Below are 22299 nucleotides of genomic sequence, written 5' to 3'. Positions count from 1 at the left end.
GCGCCGGGGAAAACCGCTACGATTCTACCCTTGACCATGGAAAGCCGTAGATGAGCGCCCAGCCCGGAACCCTGCATGTCGTCGCCACGCCGATCGGCAATCTCGCCGACCTGACGCCGCGCGCGCAGGAGGTGCTGCGCGCGGTCGCCGCGATCTGCGCCGAGGACACCCGCCGCAGCGGCCAGCTGCTGTCGCACTTCGGCATCGACAAGCCGCTGCTGGCGCTGCACGAGCACAACGAGGAGGCGCTGGCGCAGCGCATCGTCGCGCGCCTGCTCGGCGGCGACTCGCTGGCCCTGGTCAGCGACGCCGGCACCCCGCTGGTCAGCGACCCGGGCTACCGGCTGGTGCGCGCGGCGCGCGAGGCCGGGGTGCGGGTCAGCCCGGTGCCCGGCGCCTGCGCGGCGATCGCCGCGCTCAGCGTGGCCGGCCTGCCCAGCGACCGTTTCACCTTCGAGGGCTTCCTGCCGGCCAAGGCCTCCGCGCGCCGCGAGCGCCTGGCGCGGCTGGCCGGCGAGCCGCGCACCCTGGTGTTCTATGAGTCCTCGCATCGCATCGTCGAGTCCCTGGCCGACTGTCGCGCCGCCTTCGGCGACGCGCGCCCGGCGGTGCTGGCGCGCGAGCTGACCAAGCTGTTCGAGACCGTGCTCGACGGCAGCCTGGCCGAACTGCAGGCGCGAGTGGAGGCCGACGACAACCAGCGCAAGGGCGAGTTCGTGCTGATCGTGCAGGGCGCCGGCGACGACGCCGATGCGCAGCTGGCCGAAGGCCGCCGCGTCTACGCCGCGCTCAGCGCGCACCTGCCGCCGTCCACCGCCGCCAAGCTGGCCGCGGAGATCACCGGCGCGCCGCGCAAGGCGTTGTACGGGGGGTGAGGCGGCGGGCAGCCGCGCGGTTCGTCGGCGTGCCGGATGGGCAGGGAACAATGTTTCCCCGCACGTGCGACAATGCGCGCGGCGGAGTCGGCCAGACAGTCGCGTCATCGTGGTGCATTTCGGTGCAACGCGGTGCCGAGGAAAGTCCGGGCTCCATAGGGCAAGGTGCCAGGTAACGCCTGGGCGGCGCGAGCCGACGGAAAGTGCAACAGAAAGATACCGCCTAAGCCTGCGCAAGCAGGCCGGTAAGGGTGAAATGGTGCGGTAAGAGCGCACCGCGAGTCCGGTAACGGACCGGTACGGCAAACCCCACCTGGAGCAAGACCAAATAGGGACCTCATGGCGCTGCCCGCGTCGGGTCCGGGTAGGTTGCTCGAGCGCCGCGGTGACGCGGCGCCTAGAAGAATGACTGTCCACGACAGAACCCGGCTTATCGGCCGGCTCCGCCGCTTTTTTCGCGCGTCGCGCTAAAAAAGCCCCAAACTTTTGCGTAGCAAAAGTTTGGGCCCCGGGCTCTTTGCCCCCCAAATCCCCGCGGCTTCGCCGCGCCCCCTTTACTAAAGGGGGCTTTGCTCCAGATGCATGGCGCGCTCTGCGCAGATGGCTCTGTCCATAGGTGGCGCGCGTGCTGTCGCTGTGGTCCTTCCTGTCGACGTGGCTGCCACGCGGGCTCGGCTGTTGTGGGAGGGACTTCAGTCCCGACTGCAGGGCCGATCCGGCAGTGGGCGCTGCTTCCCCAGATTCGGCGCCTTGCCGGCTTGCGCAGCGCGCATGTGTGGCATCCGTGCTGCGAGCCTCGACCGGAGATCTGCAGCAGATGGAAGCGCCGCGTCTCGCTTTTGCTGTCGCTCTTACCGGGTCCCGAGTCCCGAGTCCCCGGTCCCGAGCCCCTCCAGCCGCGTCTCCCCCAGGAACACGCCATCGGCGCCGAAGCGGCGCTCATGGATCCAGCCGCGGCCGTCGCCGTCCACCGCGACGATGGTGCTGGCGCGGGTGCCGTAGTCGTGGCCGCGGATGAAGGCCGGCGACAGGCGCCGCTCCAGCGCCAGGCCCACGCCGGTGTCGGGCAGCCGCGCGTCGTCGGCGATGGTTTCGTCGGCCAGCGCCCGCCACAGCGGGGCCAGGTCGTCGTCGCCGGCGGCGATCCAGTCGGCCACGGCCGCGCACAGGCGCACGGTCTTCGGCCAGGGCGCGTCCAGCGTGCCGTTGGACATGCCGTGGATGCCGGGCGCCAGGCGCTGCCGGGCGGGCGGGTGGTTGCCCAGGTACTCGGCACCGTCGGCGTCGGCCAGCAGCAGGTTGAACGGCGGGTAGGCGTCGGCGCGCAGCGCCAGGGCCTCGGCGAAGGCGGCCGCCGGCGCGGCGCCGGCCAGGTAGTCGGCGACCAGGGCGCCGCGCGAGGCGCCGGACATCGACGCCAGCGGGTCGCGCACGTTGGTGACCACGGTGCAGCGGCCGGCGTCGTCCAGGCCCACCCAGCTGCCGCCGGAACGCAGGTCGCGCCCGGCCAGCACGCGCTGCGCCGGGGCCGGCCAGCGCTGCAGCGGCGCGGTCGGGCGGGCGTGGAATTCGTCGCGGTTGCCGACCAGCAGCAGGCGCCAGCGCGGGTGCGATTGGAGGGCGAGGGCGACCAGGCACATGGGCCGGAATTGTGCGGTTTTGCGCAGTGGCATGCGAGCCGGCCGGCGGCGGAGGCGGCAACTGGCCGCCGTCTTAACGGCTTGTGCACAGGGCTGAATTTCCGCTCAATCTCAAAATATGAGACGAAACAGCAACTTGTGGATAAGCTTTGAACAAGTCTCTAAAGAATGGCGCAAGCCATTGATGTGGCTAGCGATTTATCGCTCGCAAAGTTGTTGACAACCTTTCGCGCGCTGCTAAGGTGGGCACCTGAGGGAAAACCGGGTTTTTTGTGGTTTTTCGTGGTTCAATGACCGCCCAGGCGGATTTGGAAAGGTGTAGGCGTCGTGTTTCAGGGCGAGACCGCAATCACAGTGGACGACAAGGGGCGTATGGCGGTTCCCACCGCGTACCGCGACCTCGTCGCGCGTGCGAGCGGCAATCGGCTGGTGCTGACCTACAACCCGTTCGAGGCCGGATGCCTGTGGCTGTACGCGGAGAAGGAGTGGGAGCGGGTCCGTGACGACGTCATGGCCAAGCCCAACACCCAGCGCGTGGTGCGGGTGCTGCAGCAGAAGCTGGTTGGTTCCTCGGCCGCGCTGGAGCTGGACGCCAACAGCCGCATCACCATTCCGCCGAGCCATCGCGCCGCGGTGGGCATTGAAAAGCGCGCCGTGCTGTTGGGCATGGGCGACAAGTTCGAACTGTGGAGCGAGCAGGCTCATCGCGCACTGATCCAGCAGACGTTGTCTGACGAGGATCTGGGCGATGGATTGCTCGATCTGAAGTTGTGAGCCGGGGTGTCCGGATGCGCGGACAGGCGCAGGCCGGTCACCTTCCGGTGTCGCAACCGCCGGCGGCGCATGTGCCGGTGTTGTTCGCGCAGGTCATGGACGGGCTGCAGGTGATCGAAGACGGAATCTATCTGGATGGCACGTTCGGGCGTGGCGGACACGCGCGCGGGGTGCTGCACAAACTCGGCCCGGGAGGCCGGCTGCTGTTGATGGACAAGGATCCCGAGGCGATCGCCGAAGCCGAACATGCGTTCGGCGGCGACGCGCGCGTGTCCATCCGCCGCGGCAGCTTCGCCGAACTGGGGCAGTGGGACGCCGCCGCCGGCCTGGACGGGGTGCTGTTCGACCTGGGCGTGTCCTCGCCGCAGCTGGACGTGGCCGAGCGCGGTTTCTCGTTCGGCAAGGACGGCCCGCTGGACATGCGCATGGACCCGGAGGCCGGCGAGAGCGCCGCGCAGTGGCTGGCGCACGCCAGCGAGCGCGACATCGCCGACGTGCTGTGGACCTACGGCGACGAACGCCAGAGCCGGCGCATCGCCCGCGCGATCGTGGCGCGCCGCGCCGAGCAGCCGCTGACCCGCACCGCGCAGCTGGCCGAGCTGATCGCCAGCGTGATGCCGCGCGGCGACAGCAAGACCCATCCGGCCACGCGCAGCTTCCAGGCGATCCGCATCCACATCAATCGCGAGCTGGCCGACCTCGAAGCCGGGCTGGACGCGGCGCTGGCCAAGCTCAAGCCGGGCGGCCGGCTGGCGGTGATCAGCTTCCATTCGCTGGAAGACCGCATCGTCAAGCAGTTCATGAACCGCCACGCCAAGGCCCCGCCGAGCAACCGCCGCCTGCCCGAGGCGCAGCCGTTCGTGCCGACCCTGCAACTGCACGGCGGCGCGATCAAGGCCGACAGCGCCGAGCTGGCGCTCAATCCGCGCGCGCGCAGCGCGGTGCTTCGGGTGGCCGAGAAGCTGGGATTGGGGATTGGGGATTCGGGATTGGGCAAGCGCTCGTCTCCAATCCCCAATCCCGAATCCCCAATCCCGGCGTCTCCGGCAGGAGATGCCCAATGAGCCGGTTGCTGCTCATCGTCCTGCTCGCCTGCACCGTCGCCTCGGCGATCGGCGTGGTGTACATGCGCCATCGCCATCGCCAGCTGTTCGTCGAGCTGTCGCGGCTGGAGCACAACCGCGACGAGCTGAACATCGAATTCGGCCGGCTGCAGCTGGAGCAGGCGACCTGGGCGGAAAGCAACCGCGTCGACCAGGTCGCGCGCGAGCGGCTGGGCATGAAGTTCCCGGAAACCGGCGACATCGTGGTGGTGCGGCCATGAGCAAGACCGGCCGCAACCGCCCGCGCAGCAACTTCAATCTCCGTGGCCGGCTGGTGCTGGTCGGCGCGGCGCTGAGCCTGTGCTCGGTCACCCTGATCGGCCGCGCCGCCTACGTGCAGCTGATCAACAGCGACTTCTACCAGCGCCAGGGCGAGGCGCGCTACCTGCGCGAACTGCCGATCGCGACCTCGCGCGGCATGATCACCGACCGCAACGGCGAGCCGCTGGCGGTGTCCACGCCGGTGGAGTCGATCTGGGTCAATCCGCAGGAGCTGCTGCGCAATCCCGACCGCATTCCGCAGCTGGCGCAGGCGCTGGAACTGCCGAGCGACGAACTGACCGCCAAGCTGTCGCAGAAGGCGGACAAGGAGTTCATGTACCTCAAGCGCCGGATCAATCCGGACAAGGCGCATGCGGTGGTCGCGCTGGGCATCCCGGGCGTGTTCTCGCAGCGCGAGTTCCGCCGCTTCTACCCGCAGGGCGAAGCGATGGCGCACGTGCTCGGCTTCACCAACATCGACGACCGCGGCCAGGAAGGGCTGGAGCTGGCCTTCGACGAATGGCTGCGCGGCAAGCCCGGCTCCAAGCGCGTGATCCGCGACCGCAAGGGCGCGATCGTGGAGAGCATCGACCTGGTCAAGCCGGCCGAGCCGGGCAAGGACCTGACCCTCAGCATCGACCGCCGCATCCAGTTCCTGGCCTACAAGGAGCTGCGCAACGCGCTGGTGGAGAACAACGCCGCCGGCGGGTCGATCGTGGTGATGGACGTGGCCACCGGCGAGATCATGGCCATGGTCAACCTGCCGACCTACAACCCGAACTCGGTCACCGGGGTCAACTCCGATGCGCGCCGCAACCGCGCGGTCACCGACCTGGTCGAGCCGGGTTCGACGATGAAGCCGTTGACCATCTCCACCGCGCTCAAGGCCGGCGTGGTGACCAAGGACACGCTGATCGACACCAACCCGGGCTACATGGCGATCGGCCGCTTCACCATCAAGGACGTGCCGCGCAACAATGGCGTGCTGACCGTGACCGGGGTGATCACCCGCAGCTCCAACATCGGCGCGGCCAAGATCGCGGCCAAGCTGCCGGACCAGGCCTTCTACGACCAGATCCACAGCTACGGCTACGGCAGCGCCCCGCACAGCGGCTTCCCCGGCGAGTCGGCCGGCGTGCTGCCGTCGCCGGGACGCTGGAGCGGCTCGTCCAAGACCACCATGTCCTACGGCTACGGCCTGTCGGTGACGCCGCTGCAGATCGCGCGCGCGTACTGCGCGCTCGGCAACGGCGGCAAGCTGGTCACGCCGACCTTCGTCAAGGGCCAGCACGAGGAAACCAAGGAAGTGCTGAGCCCGGCGATCGCCAAGGAAGTGGTGTCGATGATGGAGACCGTGGTGACCCAGGGCGGCGCCAAGGGCGCGGCGATCCTCGGCTACCACGTCGCCGGCAAGACCGGCACCGCGCGCCTGAACGGTCCGGGCGGCTATATCCGCGGGCACTACAACGCGCTGTTCGCCGGCCTGGTGCCGGCGACCAATCCGCGCTTCGCCACGGTCATCGTGATCAACGATCCGCAGGGCGCCAAGTACTACGGCGGCCTGGTCTCGGCGCCGGTGTTCCACAACGTGATGGAAGGCGCGCTGCGCCTGATGGACGTGCCGCCGGACGACATCCAGGCCTGGCTGGCGGCGCAGGCCGCCGGCAAGAGCGGGCATGCGCCGCCGCCGGTGGCGGTGGAGCCGGATCCGGCCGTGGTGCCCGACGCCGCCGCCGAGGTGGAGGCCGCGCTGCCCGTCGCGCGCGCGATCGCGCCGCCGCCGGCTGCGCAGCCGGTGCCGCTGCAGGAGACCCGCCAGTGAGCCGCGCGCTGCCGCTGTCGCAGTTGCTGCCGGGCGTGGCGCTGGCGCGCGACGTGCAGGTGTCCGGGCTGGTCATGGACAGCCGCGCGGTGCGCGCCGGCGACGCGTTCGTGGCGATCGCCGGGTTCGGCGCGCACGGGCTGGGCTTCGTCGCGCAGGCGCGCGCCAACGGCGCCGCGGCGATCCTGTTCGAACCGCCGGCGCCGGCCGACCTGCCGGCCCCGGCCGACGCGATCGCGGTGCCGGGCCTGCGCGCGCGCATGGGCGCGATGGCCGACCAGTTCCATGGCCATCCGTCGCAGACGATGACCATGGTCGGAGTCACCGGCACCAACGGCAAGACCTCCACCGTGCAGCTGCTGGCGCAGGCCTGGCAGAGCCTGGGCACGCGCAGCGGCAGCATCGGCACGCTCGGCGTCGGCCTGTACGGCGACGTGGTGCCGACCGGTTTCACCACCCCGCTGGTGCTGCAGACGCATGCGCTGCTGGCGCAGTTGCGCGATGCCGGCGCGCAGGCGGTGGCGATGGAAGTGAGTTCGCATGCGCTGGACCAGGGCCGCGTCGATGCGGTGCACTTCGACGTGGCGGTGTTCACCAATCTCACCCGCGACCATCTGGACTACCACGGCGACATGGCCGGCTACGGCGCGGCCAAGGCGCGCCTGTTCGCCACGCCGGGACTGAAGGCGGCGGTGGTCAACCTCGACGACGCGTTCGGCCGCGAGCTGCTGGCGACGCTGGACCCGGCGCTGCGCCGCATCGGGGTCAGCTCGCGCGGCCAGGCCGGCGCCACGCTGCGCGCCGAGGCCTTGCGCCTGGACGCGCGCGGCATCGGCTTCGACCTGCTGCTCGGCGACGCGCGCCATCCGGTGCAGTCGGCGCTGCTCGGCCGTTTCAACGTGGACAACCTGCTGGCGGTGGCCGGCGCGTTGCATGCGCTGGACGTGGCGCCGGCGCGCATCGCCGCCACGCTGTCGCAGCTGCAGCCGATCCGCGGGCGCATGAACCGTCTCGGCGGCACCGAGGCGCAACCGCTGCTGGTGGTCGACTACGCGCACACCCCGGACGCGCTGGAGCAGGCGCTGGACAGCCTGCGTGGCCACGCCCACGGCCGCCTGCTGTGCGTGTTCGGCTGCGGCGGCGAGCGCGACACCGGCAAGCGCCCGCAGATGGCGGCGATCGCGCAGCGCCTGGCCGATGCGGTGATCGTCACCGACGACAATCCGCGCGGCGAGGACGGCGACCGCATCGTCGCCGACATCCTGGCCGGGTTCACCGACCTGCAGGCGGTGCGCGTGCAGCGCGACCGCGCCCAGGCCATCGCCCAGGCCGTGGCCGAAGCCGGCCCCGAGGACATCGTGCTGATCGCCGGCAAGGGCCACGAGCCCTACCAGGAGATCGCCGGCATCCAGCATCCGTTCGACGACACCGAGGTCGCCGCGCAGGCGTTGCAGGCGCGCGCCGCGCAGGCCGCCCACGCCCAGGCCCAGGCCGGGGAGGGCGCACGATGAAGCGCCTGCCGCTGTCGATGATCGCGCACTGGGCCGGCGCCGAGCTGCATGGCGACGACGTGGCGATCGACGCGATCGCCCACGACACCCGCACGCTGGCGCCGGGCAGCCTGTACGTGGCGCTGCGCGGCGAGCGTTTCGACGGCCACGACTTCGCCGCCGACGCCGCCGCGCGCGGCGCCAGCGCGTTGCTGGTGGACGTGCTGCAGCCGCAGATCGAGCTGCCGCAGATCCTGGTCGCCGATACCCAGCTGGCGCTGGCGCGGATCGCCGCCGGCATGCAGCGCGGCCGCGCCACGCGGGTGGCCGCGATCACCGGCAGCAACGGCAAGACCAGCGTCAAGGCGCTGCTGCTGGCGATCCTGCAGCATGCCTGCAGGGTGAACGGCGGCAGCGTCTACGCCAACCCCGGCAACCGCAACAACGAGATCGGCCTGCCGCTGGCGGTGATCGAAGCGCCGGACGCGGCCGACTACGCGATCTACGAGATGGGCGCCGGCAAGCCGGGCGACATCGCCTACCTGACCGACATCGTCGCCCCGCACGCGGCGCTGGTGAACAACATCGCCCCGGCGCACCTGGAGCGCATGGGCAGCCTGCTCGGCGTCGCGCAGACCAAGGGCGCGATCTACGCCGCGCTGCCGGCCGACGGCACCGCGGTGATCAATGCCGACGACGCGTTCGGGCTGTGGTTCGAGCAGCGCCTGCCGGCGCCGCTGGCCCCGCGCGTGCTGCGCTTCGGCCTGCAGGCCAGCGCCGAGGTCACTGCCACGCAGTTGCGCATGCGTCCGGACCGCTCGCAGTTCGTGCTGGTCACCCCGCACGGCGAGGCCGAGACGACGCTGCCGCTGCCCGGCCGCCACAACCTGATGAACGCGCTGGCCGCCGCGTCGCTGGCGCTGGCGCTGGACATCGCGCCGGCGCTGATCGCCGCCGGCCTGGCCCAGGTGCAGCCGGTGCCGGGGCGGCAGATCGCGCACACGCTGCCCGGCGGCGCGGTGCTGATCGACGACAGCTACAACGCCAACCCCGGTTCGCTGGCCGCGGCGATCGACGCGCTGGCCGCCGCCGGCGGCGAGCGCTGGCTGGTGCTGGGCGACATGCGCGAACTCGGCGACGGCGCGCAGGCGCTGCACGCCAGCGGCGGCCGCCGCGCCCGCGACGCCGGCCTGACCCGGCTGTACGCGCTGGGCCCGCTCAGCGCCGTCGCCGCGCAGGCGTTCGGCGAGAACGGACGGGTGTTCGACAGCCACGCGGCGCTGATCGCCGCGTTGCGCGCGGATCTGCGTGCGGTCGGGACTCGGGACTCGGGACTCGGGACTCGCGAAGAGCAGGATCAAGAGCAGGAAACAGAACAAATGCATGAGAGCACCGGTGCGGCGTCCGCTGGCGTTGCGCCCCTCCGAATCCCGAATCCCGAATCCCGAATCCCGGCCACCATCCTGGTCAAGGGTTCCCGCGGCAGCGCCATGGACAAGATCGTGAGCGCGCTGCTGGCGCAGGGAGAGGAGGCGCCGCATGCTGCTTGAACTGTCCCGTTGGCTGCAGCAGCTGGAGAGCCTGTTCGGGCTGTTCGGCTACCTGACCTTCCGCGGCATCCTCGCGGCGCTGACCTCGCTGTTCCTGTCGCTGTGGCTGGGCCCGGCGATGATCCGCAAGCTGGCGCAGTTCAAGGGCGGCCAGCCGATCCGCAAGGACGGCCCGCAGACCCACTTCTCCAAGGCCGGCACGCCGACCATGGGCGGCTCGCTGATCCTGCTCACCGTGCTGCTGTCGGTGCTGCTGTGGGGCGACCTGCGCAACCGCTACGTGTGGCTGGTGCTGGCGGTGATGCTGGCGTTCGGCGTGATCGGCTGGTACGACGACTGGATCAAGATCGTGCGCCGCGACCCGAACGGGCTGAAGTCGCGCTGGAAATACCTGCTGCAGTCGATCTTCGGCCTGGCCGCGGGCCTGTTCCTGTACTACACCGCCGACGTGCCGGCCGCGATCACCTTCTACATCCCGATGTTCAAGTCGATCGCGCTGCCGCTGGCCGGGATCAGCTTCGTCGCCATCGCCTACTTCTGGATCGTCGGCTTCTCCAACGCGGTCAACCTGACCGACGGCCTGGACGGGCTGGCGATCATGCCCACGGTGCTGGTGGCCTGCGCGCTGGGCGTGTTCGCCTACGCCTCGGGCAACGTGGTGTTCTCCGGCTACCTGAAGATCCCGGCCATTCCCGGCGCCGGCGAGCTGGTCATCATCTGCGCGGCGATCGCCGGCGCGGGCCTGGGCTTCCTGTGGTTCAACACCTACCCGGCGATGGTGTTCATGGGCGACATCGGCGCGCTGGCGCTGGGCGCGGTGCTCGGCACCATCGCGGTGATCGTGCGCCAGGAACTGGTGCTGGTGATCATGGGCGGCGTGTTCGTGATCGAGACGCTGTCGGTGATGATCCAGGTCGCCTCGTTCAAGCTCACCGGCAAGCGCGTGTTCCGCATGGCGCCGATCCACCACCACTTCGAGCTGAAGGGCTGGCCCGAGCCGCGGGTGATCGTGCGCTTCTGGATCATCTCGGTGGTGCTGGTGCTGGTCGGCCTGGCCACGTTGAAGGTGCGCTGATGAACGACGCCGCACGCCAGGCAACCCGACTCGAGGCCATCGGCGGCCGCTACGACCCGTGGCTGCTCGGCGCCGTGGTGGCGCTGGCCTCGCTCGGCGTGGTGATGGTCGGTTCCAGCTCGATCGAGTTGACGGTCAGCCCGTTCTACTACCTGACGCGCCACCTGCTGTTCCTGGCCGGCGGCGTCGGCCTGGCGATCTGGGCGATGCGCACCGAGCTGAAGAACATCGAGCAGTACAACCAGCTGCTGCTGCTGGCCTGCTTCGGCCTGCTGCTGGTGGTGTTCGTGCCGGGCCTGGGCAGCACCGTCAACGGCGCGCGGCGCTGGATCAATCTGGGCATCTCCCGCTTCCAGACCGTGGAAGCGGTGAAGGTGCTGTACATCGTGTGGCTGTCCAGCTACCTGGTGCGCTTCCGCGACGAGGTCAACGCCACCTGGCCGGCGATGCTCAAGCCGCTGGGCGTGGCGGTGGCGCTGGTCGGCCTGCTGTTGCTGCAGCCGGACTTCGGTTCCTCAACGCTGCTGCTGGCGATCACCGCCGGCATGCTGGTGCTGGGCGGGGTCAACCTGCCGCGCATGTCGATGCCGATCGTGATCGGGCTGCCGGTGTTCGCCTTCATCGCGATCCTGGAACCCTACCGCCTGCGCCGCATCACCTCGTTCCTGGACCCGTGGGCCGACCAGCTCGGCTCCGGCTACCAGCTGTCCAACGCGCTGATGGCGGTGGGCCGCGGCGAACTGTTCGGGGTCGGCCTGGGCGGCTCGGTGCAGAAGCTCAACTACCTGCCCGAAGCGCATACCGACTTCATCTTCTCGGTGATCGCCGAGGAACTGGGCTTCACCGGCGTGTGCCTGATCATCGCGCTGTACGCGCTGCTGGTCGGGCGCGCGTTCTGGCTGGGCATGCGCTGCGTGGAAATGAAGCGCCACTTCTCCGGCTACATCGCCTTCGGCATCGGCCTGTGGATCAGCCTGCAGAGCTTCGTCTCGGTCGGCGTCAACCTGGGCATCCTGCCGACCAAGGGCCTGACCCTGCCGCTGATCTCCGCCGGCGGTTCCAGTGTGCTGATGACCTGCGTGGCGATGGGCCTGCTGCTGCGCGTGTCCTACGAACTCGACCGTGCCGAGCGCCAGGTGGCGAAGGTGCGCAGCGACGCGGCGCCGACGGTCAAGCAGACCGTGGACAGCGCCGAGGACCTGCAGGCCGCGCGCGAGGCCAGCGCCAGCGCGGTGGCCGCGGCGATCCAGGCCGGCACCCCGGCGCGCGGCACCAGCCGCATGCAGCCGCGGGTCGAGCCGACCTTCGGGAGGCTCGGATGAGCGTGTCCGCGCCGCTGGCGTCCACCGCAACGACCGCCGCCGCTGCGCGCCCGGTGATGATCCTGGCCGGCGGCACCGGCGGGCACATCTTCCCGGCGTTGGCGGTGGCCAAGGTGCTGCGCGCGCGTGGCGTGCCGGTGGTGTGGCTGGGCGCGGCCGGGCGCATGGAAACGCAACTGGTGCCGCAGCACGGCATCGAGATCGACACCATCGAGATCGGCGGCCTGCGCGGCAAGGGCGCACTGGCGCTGTTCGGCGCGCCGCTGCGGGTGCTGCGCGCGATCCGCGCCGCCGGCTTCGTGCTGCGCCGGCGTGCGCCGCGCGCGGTGGTCAGCTTCGGCGGTTTCGCTGCCGGCCCCGGCGGCATCGCCGCGCGCCTGCTGAAACTGCCGCTGCTGGTGCACGAACAGAACCGCGCCCCGGGCCTGACCAACAAGGTGCTGTCGCGCGTGGCGAGGCGTGTGCTGACCGGTTTCCCGGGCAGCTTCGCCGCGCGCGAGGAAGCGGTGGGCAATCCGGTGCGCGCCGAGATCGCCGCGCTGGCGCCGCCGGCGCAGCGCTTCGCCGCGCGCGACGGCGCGGTGCGCCTGCTGGTGCTCGGCGGCAGCCAGGGCGCGCGCGCGCTGAACCAGGCGCTGCCGCGCGCGCTGGCCGCGCTCGGCGCGCAGGTCGAGGTGCGCCACCAGTGCGGCGAAAAACTGCGCGACGAAGCCGCCCAGGCCTATGCCGAGGCCGGCGTCGCCGCCAGCGTCGAAGCCTTCATCGGCGACATGGCCGCCGCCTACGCCTGGGCCGACCTGATCGTCTGCCGCGCCGGCGCCTCGACCCTGGCCGAACTGTGCGCGGTCGGCATCGGCAGCGTGCTGGTGCCGTTCGCCGCCGCGGTCGACGACCACCAGACCCGCAACGCCGAATACCTGGTCGAGCGCGGCGCCGCGGTGTTGCTGAAGCAGGACGACGCCCTGGCGACCAACCTGCAAGGCGTGCTGCGCGACCTGCTCGGCAACCCCGCGCGGCGCCTGGCGATGGCCGAAGCCGCGCGCAGCCTGGCCAAGCCGGATGCGGCCGAGCGCATCGCGGACATCATTCTGGAAGAGGCCGGGAGTCGGGATTCGGGATTGGGGATTCGTAAAGAGCAGGAGCACAAGCAGGACACCATGCAGACATCCGTACAGGGCGAGGCGCCGCGGCAACAGGCCACGGGCGACGCCACCAATCCCCAATCCCCAATGCCGAATCCCGGCACCTCCGCAGGAGGTGCCCTGTGATCCGCCGTCTCCACGACACCGGCGATTTGGTCCGCGCGTTCCCGCGGGTGCACTTCGTCGGCATCGGCGGTACCGGCATGAGCGGCATCGCCGAGGTCATGCTGACCCTGGGCTACGAGGTCTCCGGTTCGGACAACGCCGACAACGCGGCGACGCGGCGCCTGGTCAAGCTCGGCGCGCGGGTCATGCGCGGGCACTCGGCGGCCAACGTGCTCGGCACCGATTGCGTGGTGGTGTCCAGCGCGATCCGCGACGACAACCCGGAGCTGATGGAGGCGCGCAGCCAGCGCATCCCGATCATGCCGCGCGCGGCGATGCTGGCCGAACTGATGCGCTTCCGCCGCGGCATCGCGGTGGCCGGCACCCACGGCAAGACCACCACCACCAGCCTGGCCGCGGCGGTGCTCAGCGAAGGCGGGCTGGATCCGACCTTCGTGATCGGCGGCCAGCTGCTCGCCGCCGGCGCCAACGCCAAGCTCGGCGGCGGCCAGTGGCTGGTGGCCGAGGCCGACGAGAGCGACGGCAGCTTCCTGCGCCTGAACCCGCTGATCTCGGTGATCACCAACATCGACGCCGATCACCTGGAGAACTACGGCAACGACTTCGCCCGGGTCCAGGCCGCGTTCGCCGAATTCCTGCAGCGCCTGCCGTTCTACGGCTTGGCGGTGCTGTGCATCGACGATCCGGAAGTGGCCGCCTTGGCCGCGAAGACCCCGCGCCACGTGATGAGCTACGGGCTCAGCGAGAATGCCGACGTGCGCGCCGAGGACGTGGTCCAGGACGGCCCGCGCATGCGCTTCACCCTGCGCCTGCCGGAAGGCAGCAGCACGCCGGTGACGCTGGCGTTGCCGGGCCGGCACAACGTGCTCAACGCGCTCGCCGCCGCCGCCATCGGCTGGCAGCTGGGCGTGGCGCCGGCGGCGATCGCCAGCGCGCTGCAGAGCTTCGCCGGCATCGGCCGCCGCTTCAACGATCTGGGCGAAGTGACCACCGCGGCCGGTGCGCGCGTGCGCCTGGTCGACGACTACGGCCACCATCCGCGCGAACTGGCCGCGGTGTTCGCCGCCGCGCGTGGCGGCTGGCCGGACAAGCGCCTGGTGGTCGCGTTCCAGCCGCACCGCTACAGCCGCACCCGCGACCAGTTCGACGCCTTCGCCGCGGTGCTGTCGGAAGTGGATGCGCTGGTGCTCAGCGAAGTCTACCCGGCCGGCGAAGCGCCGATCCCGGGCGCCGACGCGCGCTCGCTGGCGCGCGCGATCCGTGCGCGCGGCCGCAGCGAGCCGGTGGTGGTCGGGCAGGTGTCCCAGCTCGGCGAAGTGCTGCCGGACGTGCTGCAGGACGGCGACCTGCTGTTGATGATGGGCGCCGGCGACATCGGCTACGTCGCCCAGCACATCGCCCAGGACGGCTTCGGCGGCGGAGCCAAGCCATGAGCGCGCAGACGTTCCCGCCGCTGCGCCACACCGATCCGGCCGTGTTCGGCCGCGTCGCGGTGCTGCTCGGCGGCACCTCCAGCGAACGCGAGGTGTCGCTGGATTCGGGCCGCAACGTGCTCGAGGCGCTGCGCGCGCGCGGCGTCGACGCGGCCGCCGTGGACGGCATCCCGGCGCTGGCGCAGGCGCTGGTGGACAAGCGCTTCGACCGCGTGTTCAACGTGCTGCACGGGCACAACGGCGGCGGCGAAGACGGCATCGTGCAGGGACTGATGGAGGCGTTCGGGGTGCCGTATACCGGCTCGAACGTGCTCGGCTCGGCCTTGAGCATGGACAAGATCCGCACCAAGCAGGTGTGGCTGTCGCTGGGCCTGTCCACGCCGCGCTATGCGCGCCTGGCGGCCGGCGCGAGCGCGGCGGAAGTACACGCCGCGGCGCGGCAGGTCGGCTTGCCGGTCATCGTCAAGCCGGCCAACGAAGGCTCCAGCGTCGGCGTCAGCCGCGTGTTCGACCAGGCCCAGCTCGAAGAGGCGGTGACGCTGGCGGCGCGCTACGACGGCGCCTTGCTGATGGAGCAGATGATCGAAGGCGACGAACTCACCGTCGCCATCCTCGGCGATGTGGCGCTGCCGTCGATCCGCATCGTGCCCAAGGGGCAGTGGTACGACTACAACGCCAAGTACATCGCCGACGATACCCAATACCTGTGTCCGGGCCTGGACGGCGATGCCGAGGCGCAGCTCGCGCAGCTCGCGCTGGACGCGTTCCGCGCCGCCGGTTGCCGCGGCTGGGGCCGCGTCGACGTGATGCGCGACCGCGCCAGCGGCCAGCTCTACCTGTTGGAAGCCAATACCGCCCCGGGCATGACCAGCCACTCGCTGGTGCCCAAGGCCGCACGCCAGCTCGGCATCGGCTTCGAAGAACTGGTGTGGCGCGTGCTGGAGCAGACGCTGTGAAGCCGGGATTCGGGATTGGGGATCGGGGATTCGCACAGCGGCAGCATCGCGCTGCCGGTGCGCCCGCGCGCGTGTCCTGCGCGAATCCCCAATGCCGAATCCCGAATCCCGCGGCACGGAGTGCCGCATGAGCGCCCTGCTGCGCATCCTCGCCTGGTTGCTGGCGCTGGCGCTGGTCGCGCTGCCGGTGGTGGCGGTGCTCAACGGCTGGGTCGGCGCCGAGCGCTGGCCGCTGAGCCGGCTGCAGGTCAGCGGCGATTTCAAGCGCGTGCCGGCCGAGCAGCTGCGCCAGGTGGTGCTGCCGTACGCGCGCCGCGGTTTCTTCGCGGTGCGCCTGCAGGACGCGCAGGACGCGATCGAGCGCCTGCCGTGGGTGGAGAGCGCGCGCGTGCGCAAGCGCTGGCCGGACGTGCTGGAAGTGCGCGTCACCGAGCACCGCCCGTTCGCGCGCTGGGGCGCCGACCGCATGCTGTCCGAGCAGGGCCGCATCTTCGCGCTGCCGAGCGAGCTGCGCGGCATGGCGCTGCCGCAGCTGGCCGGGCCGGATGCCAAGGCGCAGGACGTGGTCGCGCTGTACAACGAATCGCGCGCGCTGTTCGCGCCGGCCGGGCTGCAGGTCAACGGCGTGGCGATGGACGCGCGCGGCAGCTGGTCACTGCAACTGGGCGACGGCGTGCAGGTCGTGGTCGGCCGCGACGACGCCCGCGCCCGCCTGGCCCGCTTCGCCCGCGTGCTGCCGCAACTGGCCACCCCGGAACAGGCGCCGATCGCCCGCGCCGACCTGCGCTACACCAATGGGTTCACGGTCGAAAGGCAGGCATTGGAGATTCGGGATTCGGGATCGGGAAAGAAACCGGCTTCGCAACGCTCCGCTTCAGCCGACGTGCCCCGCATCCCAAGCCATCCTGCCTTCACCAATCTCCAATCCCGAATCTCAAATCCCGGCTCCAAGACATGAACCGCAAAGGCGACAAATCCCTCATCGTTGGACTGGACATCGGCACCTCCAAGGTCGTCGCGCTGGTCGGCGAGTATTCGCCCGGCAACCCGATCGAGGTGATCGGCATCGGTTCGCACGAATCGCGCGGGCTCAAGCGCGGCGTGGTGGTGGACATCGAATCCACCGTGCAGTCGATCCAGCGCGCGGTCGAGGAGGCGGAGCTGATGGCCGGCTGCGAGATCCGCTCGGTGTACGCGTCGATCTCCGGCAACCACGTGCAGTGCAAGAATTCGCCCGGCATCGTGCCGATCCGCGACGGCGAGGTCACCTGGAACGACCTGGACCGGGTGCTGGAAGCGGCCAAGGCGGTGGCGATCCCGGCCGACCAGCGCATCCTGCACGCGATCCCGCGCGAGTACGTGCTCGACGATTCGCAGGAAGGCATCCGCAATCCGGTCGGCATGACCGGCGTGCGCCTGGAGGTGCACGCGCACCTGGTGGTGTGCGCGCAGTCGGCCGCGGCCAACATCAGCAAGTGCGTGCAGCGCTGCGGCCTGCAGGTGGACGACCTGATCCTGTCCTCGCTGGCGTCCTCGGTGGCGGTGCTGACCGCCGACGAGCGCGAGCTGGGCGTGGTGCTGGTCGACATGGGCGCCGGCACCACCGACCTGGCGGTGTTCGTGCAGGGCGCGATCTGCCACACCGCCTCGCTGCCGATCGCCGGCGACCACGTCACCAACGACATCGCGCACATGCTGCGCACGCCCACCCCGGAAGCCGAGCAGATCAAGGTGCGCTACGCCTGCGCGCTGGCGCAGCTGGCCACCGCCGAGGAAAGCATCCAGGTGCCGAGCGTCGGCGACCGCCCGCCGCGGCGCATGCCGCGCCATTCGCTGGCGCAGGCGGTGCAGGGCCGCTACGAGGAGATCTTCGAGATGGTGCAGGCCGAACTGCGCCGCTCAGGCTTCGAGGAACTGGTGCGCGCCGGCATGGTGCTGACCGGCGGCGCCTCGAAGATGGAAGGCGTGGTCGAGCTGGCCGAGGAAATGGTGCAGATGCCGGTGCGCGTGGGCATCCCGCAGCACGTCACCGGCCTGGGCGAAGTGGTCGGCAACCCGGTGCACGCCACCGGCGTGGGCCTGCTGCTGATGGGCAGCCAGATCGAACACCCGCGGCGCCCGTCGCTGCCCACCGGGCGCGCCGGCAGCCTGTTCAAGAAATTGAAGAATTGGTATCGCGGAGAGTTCTGAGGGCTGGGATTCGGGATTCGGGATTTGGGATTTGGGATTCGTAAGAGCAATAGCAAAAGCAAAAGCAACAAAGCGGAGAGCGGAGAGAGGGTAGGCGACAGGTTTTTTTTGTGGTGATTCCGCCGCGGAGCGGGAAACGGTATCGGCGATCGCGCATTTGCGAATCCCCAATCCCGAATCCCCAATCCCGGCTTCCAAACAACAACACTCGCCGGACGGAGAGGCGGGAACGAGGATCGGAGCTGTTCCGAATCCCCACTCCCCAATCCCGAATCCCGGCTCAAAGAGGACACGGACATGGCGCATTTCGAACTGATTGAAAAGATGGCACCCAACGCGGTAATCAAGGTGGTCGGCGTGGGCGGCGGCGGCGGCAACGCGGTCGCGCACATGGTCAGCAGCAGCGTGGACGGCGTGGAGTTCATCACCGCCAACACCGACTCGCAGGCGATCAAGAACTGCGGCGCCAAGCTGCAGCTGCAGCTCGGCACCAACGTCACCAAGGGCCTGGGCGCCGGCGCGAACCCGGAAGTGGGCCGCCAGGCCGCGCTGGAAGATCGCGAACGCATCATGGACGCGCTGCAGGGCGCGGACATGGTGTTCATCACCGCCGGCATGGGCGGCGGCACCGGCACCGGCGCCGCCCCCGTGGTCGCGCAGCTGGCCAAGGAGATGGGCATCCTGACCGTGGCCGTGGTCACCAAGCCGTTCCCGTTCGAAGGCCGCCGGCGCATGCAGGTCGCGCTGAAGGGCATCGAGGAACTGAGCCAGCATTGCGACTCGCTGATCACCATCCCCAACGAGAAGCTGATCACCGTGCTCGGCCGCAACGCCACCATGATCCAGGCGTTCCGCGCCGCCAACGACGTGCTGCAGGGCGCGGTGCAGGGCATCGCCGACCTGATCGTGCGTCCGGGCCTGATCAACGTCGACTTCGCCGACGTGCGCACCGTGATGTCGGAAATGGGCCTGGCGATGATGGGCACCGGCTCGGCCCGCGGCGACGACCGCGCGCAGGCCGCGGCCGAAGCGGCGATCCAGAACCCGCTGCTGGACGACGTCAACCTGGCCGGCGCCAACGGCATCCTGGTCAACATCACCGCCGGTCCGGACTTCACCATGGCCGAGTTCGACGAGATCGGCCGCACCATCGAAGGCTTCGCCTCGGAAGACGCGACCGTCGTGGTCGGCACCGTGCTCGACCCGGATATGCAGGACGAAGTGCGCGTGACCGTGGTCGCCACCGGCCTGAACCGCGCCGTGTCGCGCCAGACCCAGCGTCCGGAGCAGCGCGCGCCGATCAAGCTGGTGCGCAACGCCACCACCGGGCAGCCGGAATTCGGCGACTTCGAGCATGGCGGCGACGCCGTGTCCAAGGCGGTCGGCGGCGCGATGGGCCTGGGCCTGCGGCGTCCGAGCAGCGATGCGATGGGCGTGTCCGCGCCGGCACCGGCGGCGGCCGACCTGCCGAACGACTACCTGGACATTCCTGCGTTCCTGCGCCGCCAGGCCGACTGATGCCGTCCCTGGCGCGACAGACCGGCTGGCGGACGGCCCAGCCTGGCCATCCCTGGCCAGGCGCGGGTCGGCGTGCGAAGCAGTGCTTCGCAAGCGCGCTGCCCGCCCTGCGCCGCCAGGCCGACTGACCGCGCCAGGCCGGCCCTGCGCCGGCCGCAACACCGCCGATCGGGATTGTCCGCCCGAGCGGCGCGCCGTGTCCTTTGCTGCCGGGTCGCCTCGACCCGGCAGGTTTTTGCGACCGCGACGCCGGCTGTGGCCAGTGTTGCGGAAATAGGATGCTGTGACCGTATTGTTAAAATTTGGCTAAACGCGTGATATTCTCGATTCCGTTCAGTTCCCGTCTGAGCGGACGTTCCCAAACTGTCTCCCATGACCCAGCAACGCACTCTCAAGAACACGATCCGCGCCACCGGCGTGGGCCTGCATAGCGGCGACAAGGTGTACATGACGCTGCGTCCGGCGCCCGCCGACCACGGCATCGTGTTCCGGCGCGTGGACCTGGAACCGGCGGTGGAAGTGCCGGCCGACGCCGAGCTGGTCACCGAGACCACGCTGTGCACCGGGCTCAGCCGCGGCGAGGCCAAGATCCAGACGGTGGAACACCTGATGTCGGCGATGGCCGGCCTCGGCGTGGACAACGCCATCGTCGAGCTGTCCTCGGCCGAGCTGCCGATCATGGACGGTTCGTCCGGCCCGTTCGTGTTCCTGCTGCAGTCCGCAGGCATCGTCGAGCAGGGCAAGCCCAAGCGCTTCATCCGCATCAAGCGTCCGGTGGAAGTGCGCGACGGCGACAAGATCGCCCGCTTCGAGCCGTACGACGGCTACAAGCTGGGCTTCACCATCCAGTTCGACCACCCGATGATCCCGGCCAAGCAGTCGCGCCAGGAGATCGAGTTCTCGACCATGGCCTACATCAAGGAAATCTCCCGCGCGCGCACCTTCGGCTTCATGCGCGACCTGGAGTACATGCGCGAGCGCAACCTGGGCCTGGGCGGGTCGATGGACAACGCCATCGTGCTCGACGAGTTCCGCGTGCTCAACGACGACGGCCTGCGCTACGCCGACGAGTTCGTGCGGCACAAGATCCTCGATGCGATCGGCGACCTGTACCTCGCCGGCGGCGCCATCCTGGGCGCCTACGAAGGCTACAAATCCGGCCATGCGCTGAACAACAAGCTGGTCCGTGCCCTGCTCGCCGAGCAGGCCGCGTGGGAGTGGGTCAGCTTCGATTCCAAGGCCGTGCCGGCGCCCGTGGCCTACGGGGCCGTGGCTTACGCCTAAAGTTTCCCGCCCCTCGGCCGGGGGCGGTTTCGGATCACGGAATGGGCGATCCGTCGCGCTTTTGGCGCCACTTAACTTCTATTTAACGAATCGATAACGACCTCGACGCCGGCGCCCGCTAGGATGCGTCGGGTCGTGACGTGCGTGTCTACGTACGCAGACCGCCGCGGCCGGACGCCGCGGGGCCTTTGGATGTCGTGGAGTCGACGTCCTGCAGGGATGCCAGCGCGTCGCGCAATCCCTTGTGTGTCGCTGCGGAAACCGGTGCTGGCGTGCTTCTTGCCTGTTGCATTGGGGAATGCGCAGGTGCAGTCGCAATCTTGACGGTCACCCTGGTGGCCTTCAGCCCGAGGGACCGGGCCGCAACGAGGATATCGGCCTCGGCGAGCCTGACCCGGGCGTGCCAGACCGGAGAGTCAACGAGAAAAACGAGCTGTTCGCCGTTCACATTGGCCAACCGGCAACGGGACGCCAGATTCGGCGGCAGATGGGGGCGCAGTTGTCGGTCCAGCGCGTCGAGCCACAAGGCACGCCGCAACGGGTCGCCCACCTTGTCCGCCAATGCGGCGTCCAACGCCGGCATCGGCGCGGTGGTATGGCCCTCGCCGGACTTTCGCTTAGACATGAAAACTCATATGGCGTTTAAGAAGATCGTAATCAATTCGCGTGAAAAGGGGATCAAGGACTTGCCGTGGCGATTCCGCGAGTTCGCGGACCGGCGTCCCCTGGCCGTGCTGGGCGCCGTCCTCGGCGTGGGCATGGTACTCGGCATCGGCGTCAGCGCCGCGACCGGCCTGGTCGGCTCGGCGCAGTTGCGGGCCAAGGTGCAGAAGCAGGATGCGGAGCTGGCGCAGGTGCGCCGCGACGCGCAGACCCAGGTCAACGCGCTGGCCGCGCGGCTGGGCGAGCTGCAGGCGCAGGCCACCCGGCTGAACGCGCTCGGCGAACGCCTGACCCGCATGGGCAAGCTGCAGGACGGCGAATTCGACTTCGACCAGCCGGTCGGCGTCGGTGGCGGCGACGACGAGGTCAGCCAGGACATGCCGGCGCCGCAGCTGGGCAAGGAACTGGACGGGCTGCAGCAGCAGTTCGCCACCTCCGGCCAGCAGCTGTCGGTGCTCGAATCGCTGCTGTTCGACCACCAGCTCGACCAGAACGCGGTGCCGTCGCGGATGCCGATCCGCAACAGCTACATCACCTCCGGCTTCGGCGGCCGCGCCGATCCGTTCGGCGGCGGCGCCGGCAACCACAAGGGCATCGACTTCCATGCCAATGTCGGCGACTCGGTGCTGGCCGTGGCCGATGGCGTGGTCAGCTACTCGGGCGTGCGCGGCGGCTACGGCAACGTGGTCGAGGTCGATCACGGCAACGGCTATGTCACCCGCTACGCGCACAATTCGCGCTTGTCGGTGAAGGTCGGCGATCTGGTGCGGGTCGGCCAGGAAGTGGCCAAGGCCGGCTCCACCGGCCGTTCCACCGGCGCCCACGTGCATTTCGAGGTATGGAAGGATGGCGTGGTGATGAATCCGGCCAAGTTCCTCGGCGATGGCGCCACCCCGGTGGGCCGCCGCGGCCGCGGCTGAGCGGCGCTGGGGCGGCGTTGCCGGCGCTTGAATCGCCGGAGGCCGCCCCAAGCTACAATACGCTTTGCCACGACAGGGCGCCTCGCGCCCTGTTTCGTTTGCGGCCCGCCGATTCCCTGGGGGATTGGGCCGTACGGGCGTTCCTTTCCAACCGG

18 protein-coding genes, 1 other RNA gene and 1 pseudogene are annotated in these 22299 nt (G+C 70.0%); 18 read left to right on the top strand and 2 right to left on the bottom strand.

What is annotated here, in order from left to right; genetic code table 11:
* The first annotated feature begins 50 nt into the window (after nt 1-50).
* Both rsmI and rnpB read left to right on the top strand, forming a co-directional pair.
* On the top strand, nt 51-875 hold the full coding sequence (gene rsmI / locus AB3X10_RS18585) for a 16S rRNA (cytidine(1402)-2'-O)-methyltransferase (RefSeq protein ID WP_369976901.1): 825 nt from the start codon (nt 51-53) through the stop codon (nt 873-875).
* 83 nt (nt 876-958) lie between these two features.
* Nucleotides 959-1324: RNase P RNA component class A (gene rnpB / locus AB3X10_RS18580), an RNA gene on the top strand.
* A 402-nt stretch (nt 1325-1726) separates the two neighbouring features.
* Here the strand turns inward: rnpB and AB3X10_RS18575 are convergent.
* Nucleotides 1727-2515 (bottom strand): NRDE family protein, encoded by a 789-nt coding sequence (locus tag AB3X10_RS18575; RefSeq protein ID WP_369976900.1) that lies wholly within the window; start codon nt 2513-2515, stop codon nt 1727-1729.
* Between the two features lie 372 nt (nt 2516-2887).
* Between AB3X10_RS18575 and AB3X10_RS18570 the strand changes: the two genes are divergently transcribed.
* The 15 genes and pseudogenes from AB3X10_RS18570 (at nt 2888) to lpxC (ending at nt 20561) form a co-directional block, all read left to right on the top strand.
* Nucleotides 2888-3289, top strand: coding sequence for a division/cell wall cluster transcriptional repressor MraZ (locus AB3X10_RS18570; RefSeq protein ID WP_221231962.1), 402 nt, complete (start codon nt 2888-2890; stop codon nt 3287-3289).
* 14 nt (nt 3290-3303) lie between these two features.
* The gene (gene rsmH / locus AB3X10_RS18565; protein ID WP_369981889.1) at nt 3304-4353 is read left to right on the top strand and encodes a 16S rRNA (cytosine(1402)-N(4))-methyltransferase RsmH; all 1050 of its coding nucleotides are present in this window, start codon (nt 3304-3306) and stop codon (nt 4351-4353) included.
* Nucleotides 4350-4613 carry a cell division protein FtsL gene (gene ftsL, locus AB3X10_RS18560; RefSeq protein ID WP_369976899.1) on the top strand — a complete coding sequence of 88 codons (264 nt, stop codon included), beginning with the start codon at nt 4350-4352 and terminating at the stop codon, nt 4611-4613. Before rsmH ends, ftsL begins: the two co-directional genes overlap by 4 nt.
* On the top strand, nt 4610-6475 hold the full coding sequence (locus tag AB3X10_RS18555) for a peptidoglycan D,D-transpeptidase FtsI family protein (protein WP_369976898.1): 1866 nt from the start codon (nt 4610-4612) through the stop codon (nt 6473-6475). Before ftsL ends, AB3X10_RS18555 begins: the two co-directional genes overlap by 4 nt.
* Entirely contained in the window at nt 6472-7986 is a 1515-nt protein-coding gene (locus AB3X10_RS18550; RefSeq protein ID WP_369976897.1) for a UDP-N-acetylmuramoyl-L-alanyl-D-glutamate--2,6-diaminopimelate ligase, read from the top strand. Before AB3X10_RS18555 ends, AB3X10_RS18550 begins: the two co-directional genes overlap by 4 nt.
* Nucleotides 7983-9515, top strand: coding sequence for a UDP-N-acetylmuramoyl-tripeptide--D-alanyl-D-alanine ligase (locus tag AB3X10_RS18545; RefSeq protein ID WP_369976896.1), 1533 nt, complete (start codon nt 7983-7985; stop codon nt 9513-9515). The genes AB3X10_RS18550 and AB3X10_RS18545 overlap by 4 nt, the downstream gene beginning before the upstream one ends.
* The gene (gene mraY, locus AB3X10_RS18540; protein ID WP_369976895.1) at nt 9505-10590 is read left to right on the top strand and encodes a phospho-N-acetylmuramoyl-pentapeptide-transferase; all 1086 of its coding nucleotides are present in this window, start codon (nt 9505-9507) and stop codon (nt 10588-10590) included. The genes AB3X10_RS18545 and mraY overlap by 11 nt, the downstream gene beginning before the upstream one ends.
* On the top strand, nt 10590-11912 hold the full coding sequence (gene ftsW / locus AB3X10_RS18535; protein ID WP_369976894.1) for a putative lipid II flippase FtsW: 1323 nt from the start codon (nt 10590-10592) through the stop codon (nt 11910-11912). The genes mraY and ftsW overlap by 1 nt, the downstream gene beginning before the upstream one ends.
* Complete coding sequence (gene murG / locus AB3X10_RS18530; RefSeq protein WP_369976893.1) at nt 11909-13180, top strand: undecaprenyldiphospho-muramoylpentapeptide beta-N-acetylglucosaminyltransferase; 1272 nt, start codon at nt 11909-11911, stop codon at nt 13178-13180. The genes ftsW and murG overlap by 4 nt, the downstream gene beginning before the upstream one ends.
* A complete protein-coding gene (murC, locus tag AB3X10_RS18525) occupies nt 13177-14613 on the top strand; it encodes a UDP-N-acetylmuramate--L-alanine ligase (RefSeq protein WP_369976892.1) in 1437 nt (478 codons plus the stop codon). The genes murG and murC overlap by 4 nt, the downstream gene beginning before the upstream one ends.
* Complete coding sequence (locus AB3X10_RS18520) at nt 14610-15569, top strand: D-alanine--D-alanine ligase (protein ID WP_369976891.1); 960 nt, start codon at nt 14610-14612, stop codon at nt 15567-15569. Before murC ends, AB3X10_RS18520 begins: the two co-directional genes overlap by 4 nt.
* 127 nt (nt 15570-15696) lie before the next feature.
* Nucleotides 15697-16420 (top strand): annotated as a pseudogene (locus AB3X10_RS18515) (cell division protein FtsQ/DivIB); the annotation flags it as partial.
* Nucleotides 16421-16523: 103 nt separating this feature from the next.
* Complete coding sequence (gene ftsA / locus AB3X10_RS18510) at nt 16524-17759, top strand: cell division protein FtsA (protein WP_003465508.1); 1236 nt, start codon at nt 16524-16526, stop codon at nt 17757-17759.
* 297 nt (nt 17760-18056) lie between these two features.
* Nucleotides 18057-19277 carry a cell division protein FtsZ gene (gene ftsZ / locus AB3X10_RS18505; protein WP_369976890.1) on the top strand — a complete coding sequence of 407 codons (1221 nt, stop codon included), beginning with the start codon at nt 18057-18059 and terminating at the stop codon, nt 19275-19277.
* Nucleotides 19278-19649: 372 nt separating this feature from the next.
* Entirely contained in the window at nt 19650-20561 is a 912-nt protein-coding gene (lpxC, locus tag AB3X10_RS18500; RefSeq protein WP_369976889.1) for a UDP-3-O-acyl-N-acetylglucosamine deacetylase, read from the top strand.
* Between the two features lie 148 nt (nt 20562-20709).
* Here lpxC and AB3X10_RS18495 read toward each other — a convergent pair whose 3' ends face one another.
* Complete coding sequence (locus AB3X10_RS18495) at nt 20710-21186, bottom strand: DciA family protein (RefSeq protein ID WP_369976888.1); 477 nt, start codon at nt 21184-21186, stop codon at nt 20710-20712.
* 10 nt (nt 21187-21196) lie between these two features.
* Between AB3X10_RS18495 and AB3X10_RS18490 the strand changes: the two genes are divergently transcribed.
* Nucleotides 21197-22144, top strand: a complete 948-nt coding sequence (locus tag AB3X10_RS18490) for a peptidoglycan DD-metalloendopeptidase family protein (RefSeq protein ID WP_369976887.1) — start codon at nt 21197-21199, stop codon at nt 22142-22144.
* Nucleotides 22145-22299 lie beyond the last annotated feature (155 nt).

This window comes from Xanthomonas sp. DAR 80977, assembly GCF_041240605.1.
Taxonomy (GTDB): Bacteria; Pseudomonadota; Gammaproteobacteria; order Xanthomonadales; family Xanthomonadaceae; genus Xanthomonas_A; species Xanthomonas_A bundabergensis.
The sequence above is the reverse complement of the archived record's forward strand: the minus strand, read 5'-3'. Positions and strand labels throughout refer to the sequence as shown.

Excerpts from the sequence above, each read along its gene's own strand:
- rsmI (WP_369976901.1), top strand. The coding sequence starts at position 51 with ATGAGCGCCCAGCCCGGAACCCTGCATGTCGTCGCCACGCCGATCGGC.
- AB3X10_RS18575 (WP_369976900.1), bottom strand. The coding sequence starts at position 2,515 with ATGTGCCTGGTCGCCCTCGCCCTCCAATCGCACCCGCGCTGGCGCCTG.
- AB3X10_RS18570 (WP_221231962.1), top strand. The coding sequence starts at position 2,888 with ATGGCGGTTCCCACCGCGTACCGCGACCTCGTCGCGCGTGCGAGCGGC.
- rsmH (WP_369981889.1), top strand. The coding sequence starts at position 3,304 with ATGCGCGGACAGGCGCAGGCCGGTCACCTTCCGGTGTCGCAACCGCCG.
- ftsL (WP_369976899.1), top strand. The coding sequence starts at position 4,350 with ATGAGCCGGTTGCTGCTCATCGTCCTGCTCGCCTGCACCGTCGCCTCG.
- AB3X10_RS18555 (WP_369976898.1), top strand. The coding sequence starts at position 4,610 with ATGAGCAAGACCGGCCGCAACCGCCCGCGCAGCAACTTCAATCTCCGT.
- AB3X10_RS18545 (WP_369976896.1), top strand. The coding sequence starts at position 7,983 with ATGAAGCGCCTGCCGCTGTCGATGATCGCGCACTGGGCCGGCGCCGAG.
- mraY (WP_369976895.1), top strand. The coding sequence starts at position 9,505 with ATGCTGCTTGAACTGTCCCGTTGGCTGCAGCAGCTGGAGAGCCTGTTC.
- ftsW (WP_369976894.1), top strand. The coding sequence starts at position 10,590 with ATGAACGACGCCGCACGCCAGGCAACCCGACTCGAGGCCATCGGCGGC.
- murG (WP_369976893.1), top strand. The coding sequence starts at position 11,909 with ATGAGCGTGTCCGCGCCGCTGGCGTCCACCGCAACGACCGCCGCCGCT.
- AB3X10_RS18520 (WP_369976891.1), top strand. The coding sequence starts at position 14,610 with ATGAGCGCGCAGACGTTCCCGCCGCTGCGCCACACCGATCCGGCCGTG.
- ftsA (WP_003465508.1), top strand. The coding sequence starts at position 16,524 with ATGAACCGCAAAGGCGACAAATCCCTCATCGTTGGACTGGACATCGGC.
- ftsZ (WP_369976890.1), top strand. The coding sequence starts at position 18,057 with ATGGCGCATTTCGAACTGATTGAAAAGATGGCACCCAACGCGGTAATC.
- lpxC (WP_369976889.1), top strand. The coding sequence starts at position 19,650 with ATGACCCAGCAACGCACTCTCAAGAACACGATCCGCGCCACCGGCGTG.
- AB3X10_RS18495 (WP_369976888.1), bottom strand. The coding sequence starts at position 21,186 with ATGTCTAAGCGAAAGTCCGGCGAGGGCCATACCACCGCGCCGATGCCG.
- AB3X10_RS18490 (WP_369976887.1), top strand. The coding sequence starts at position 21,197 with ATGGCGTTTAAGAAGATCGTAATCAATTCGCGTGAAAAGGGGATCAAG.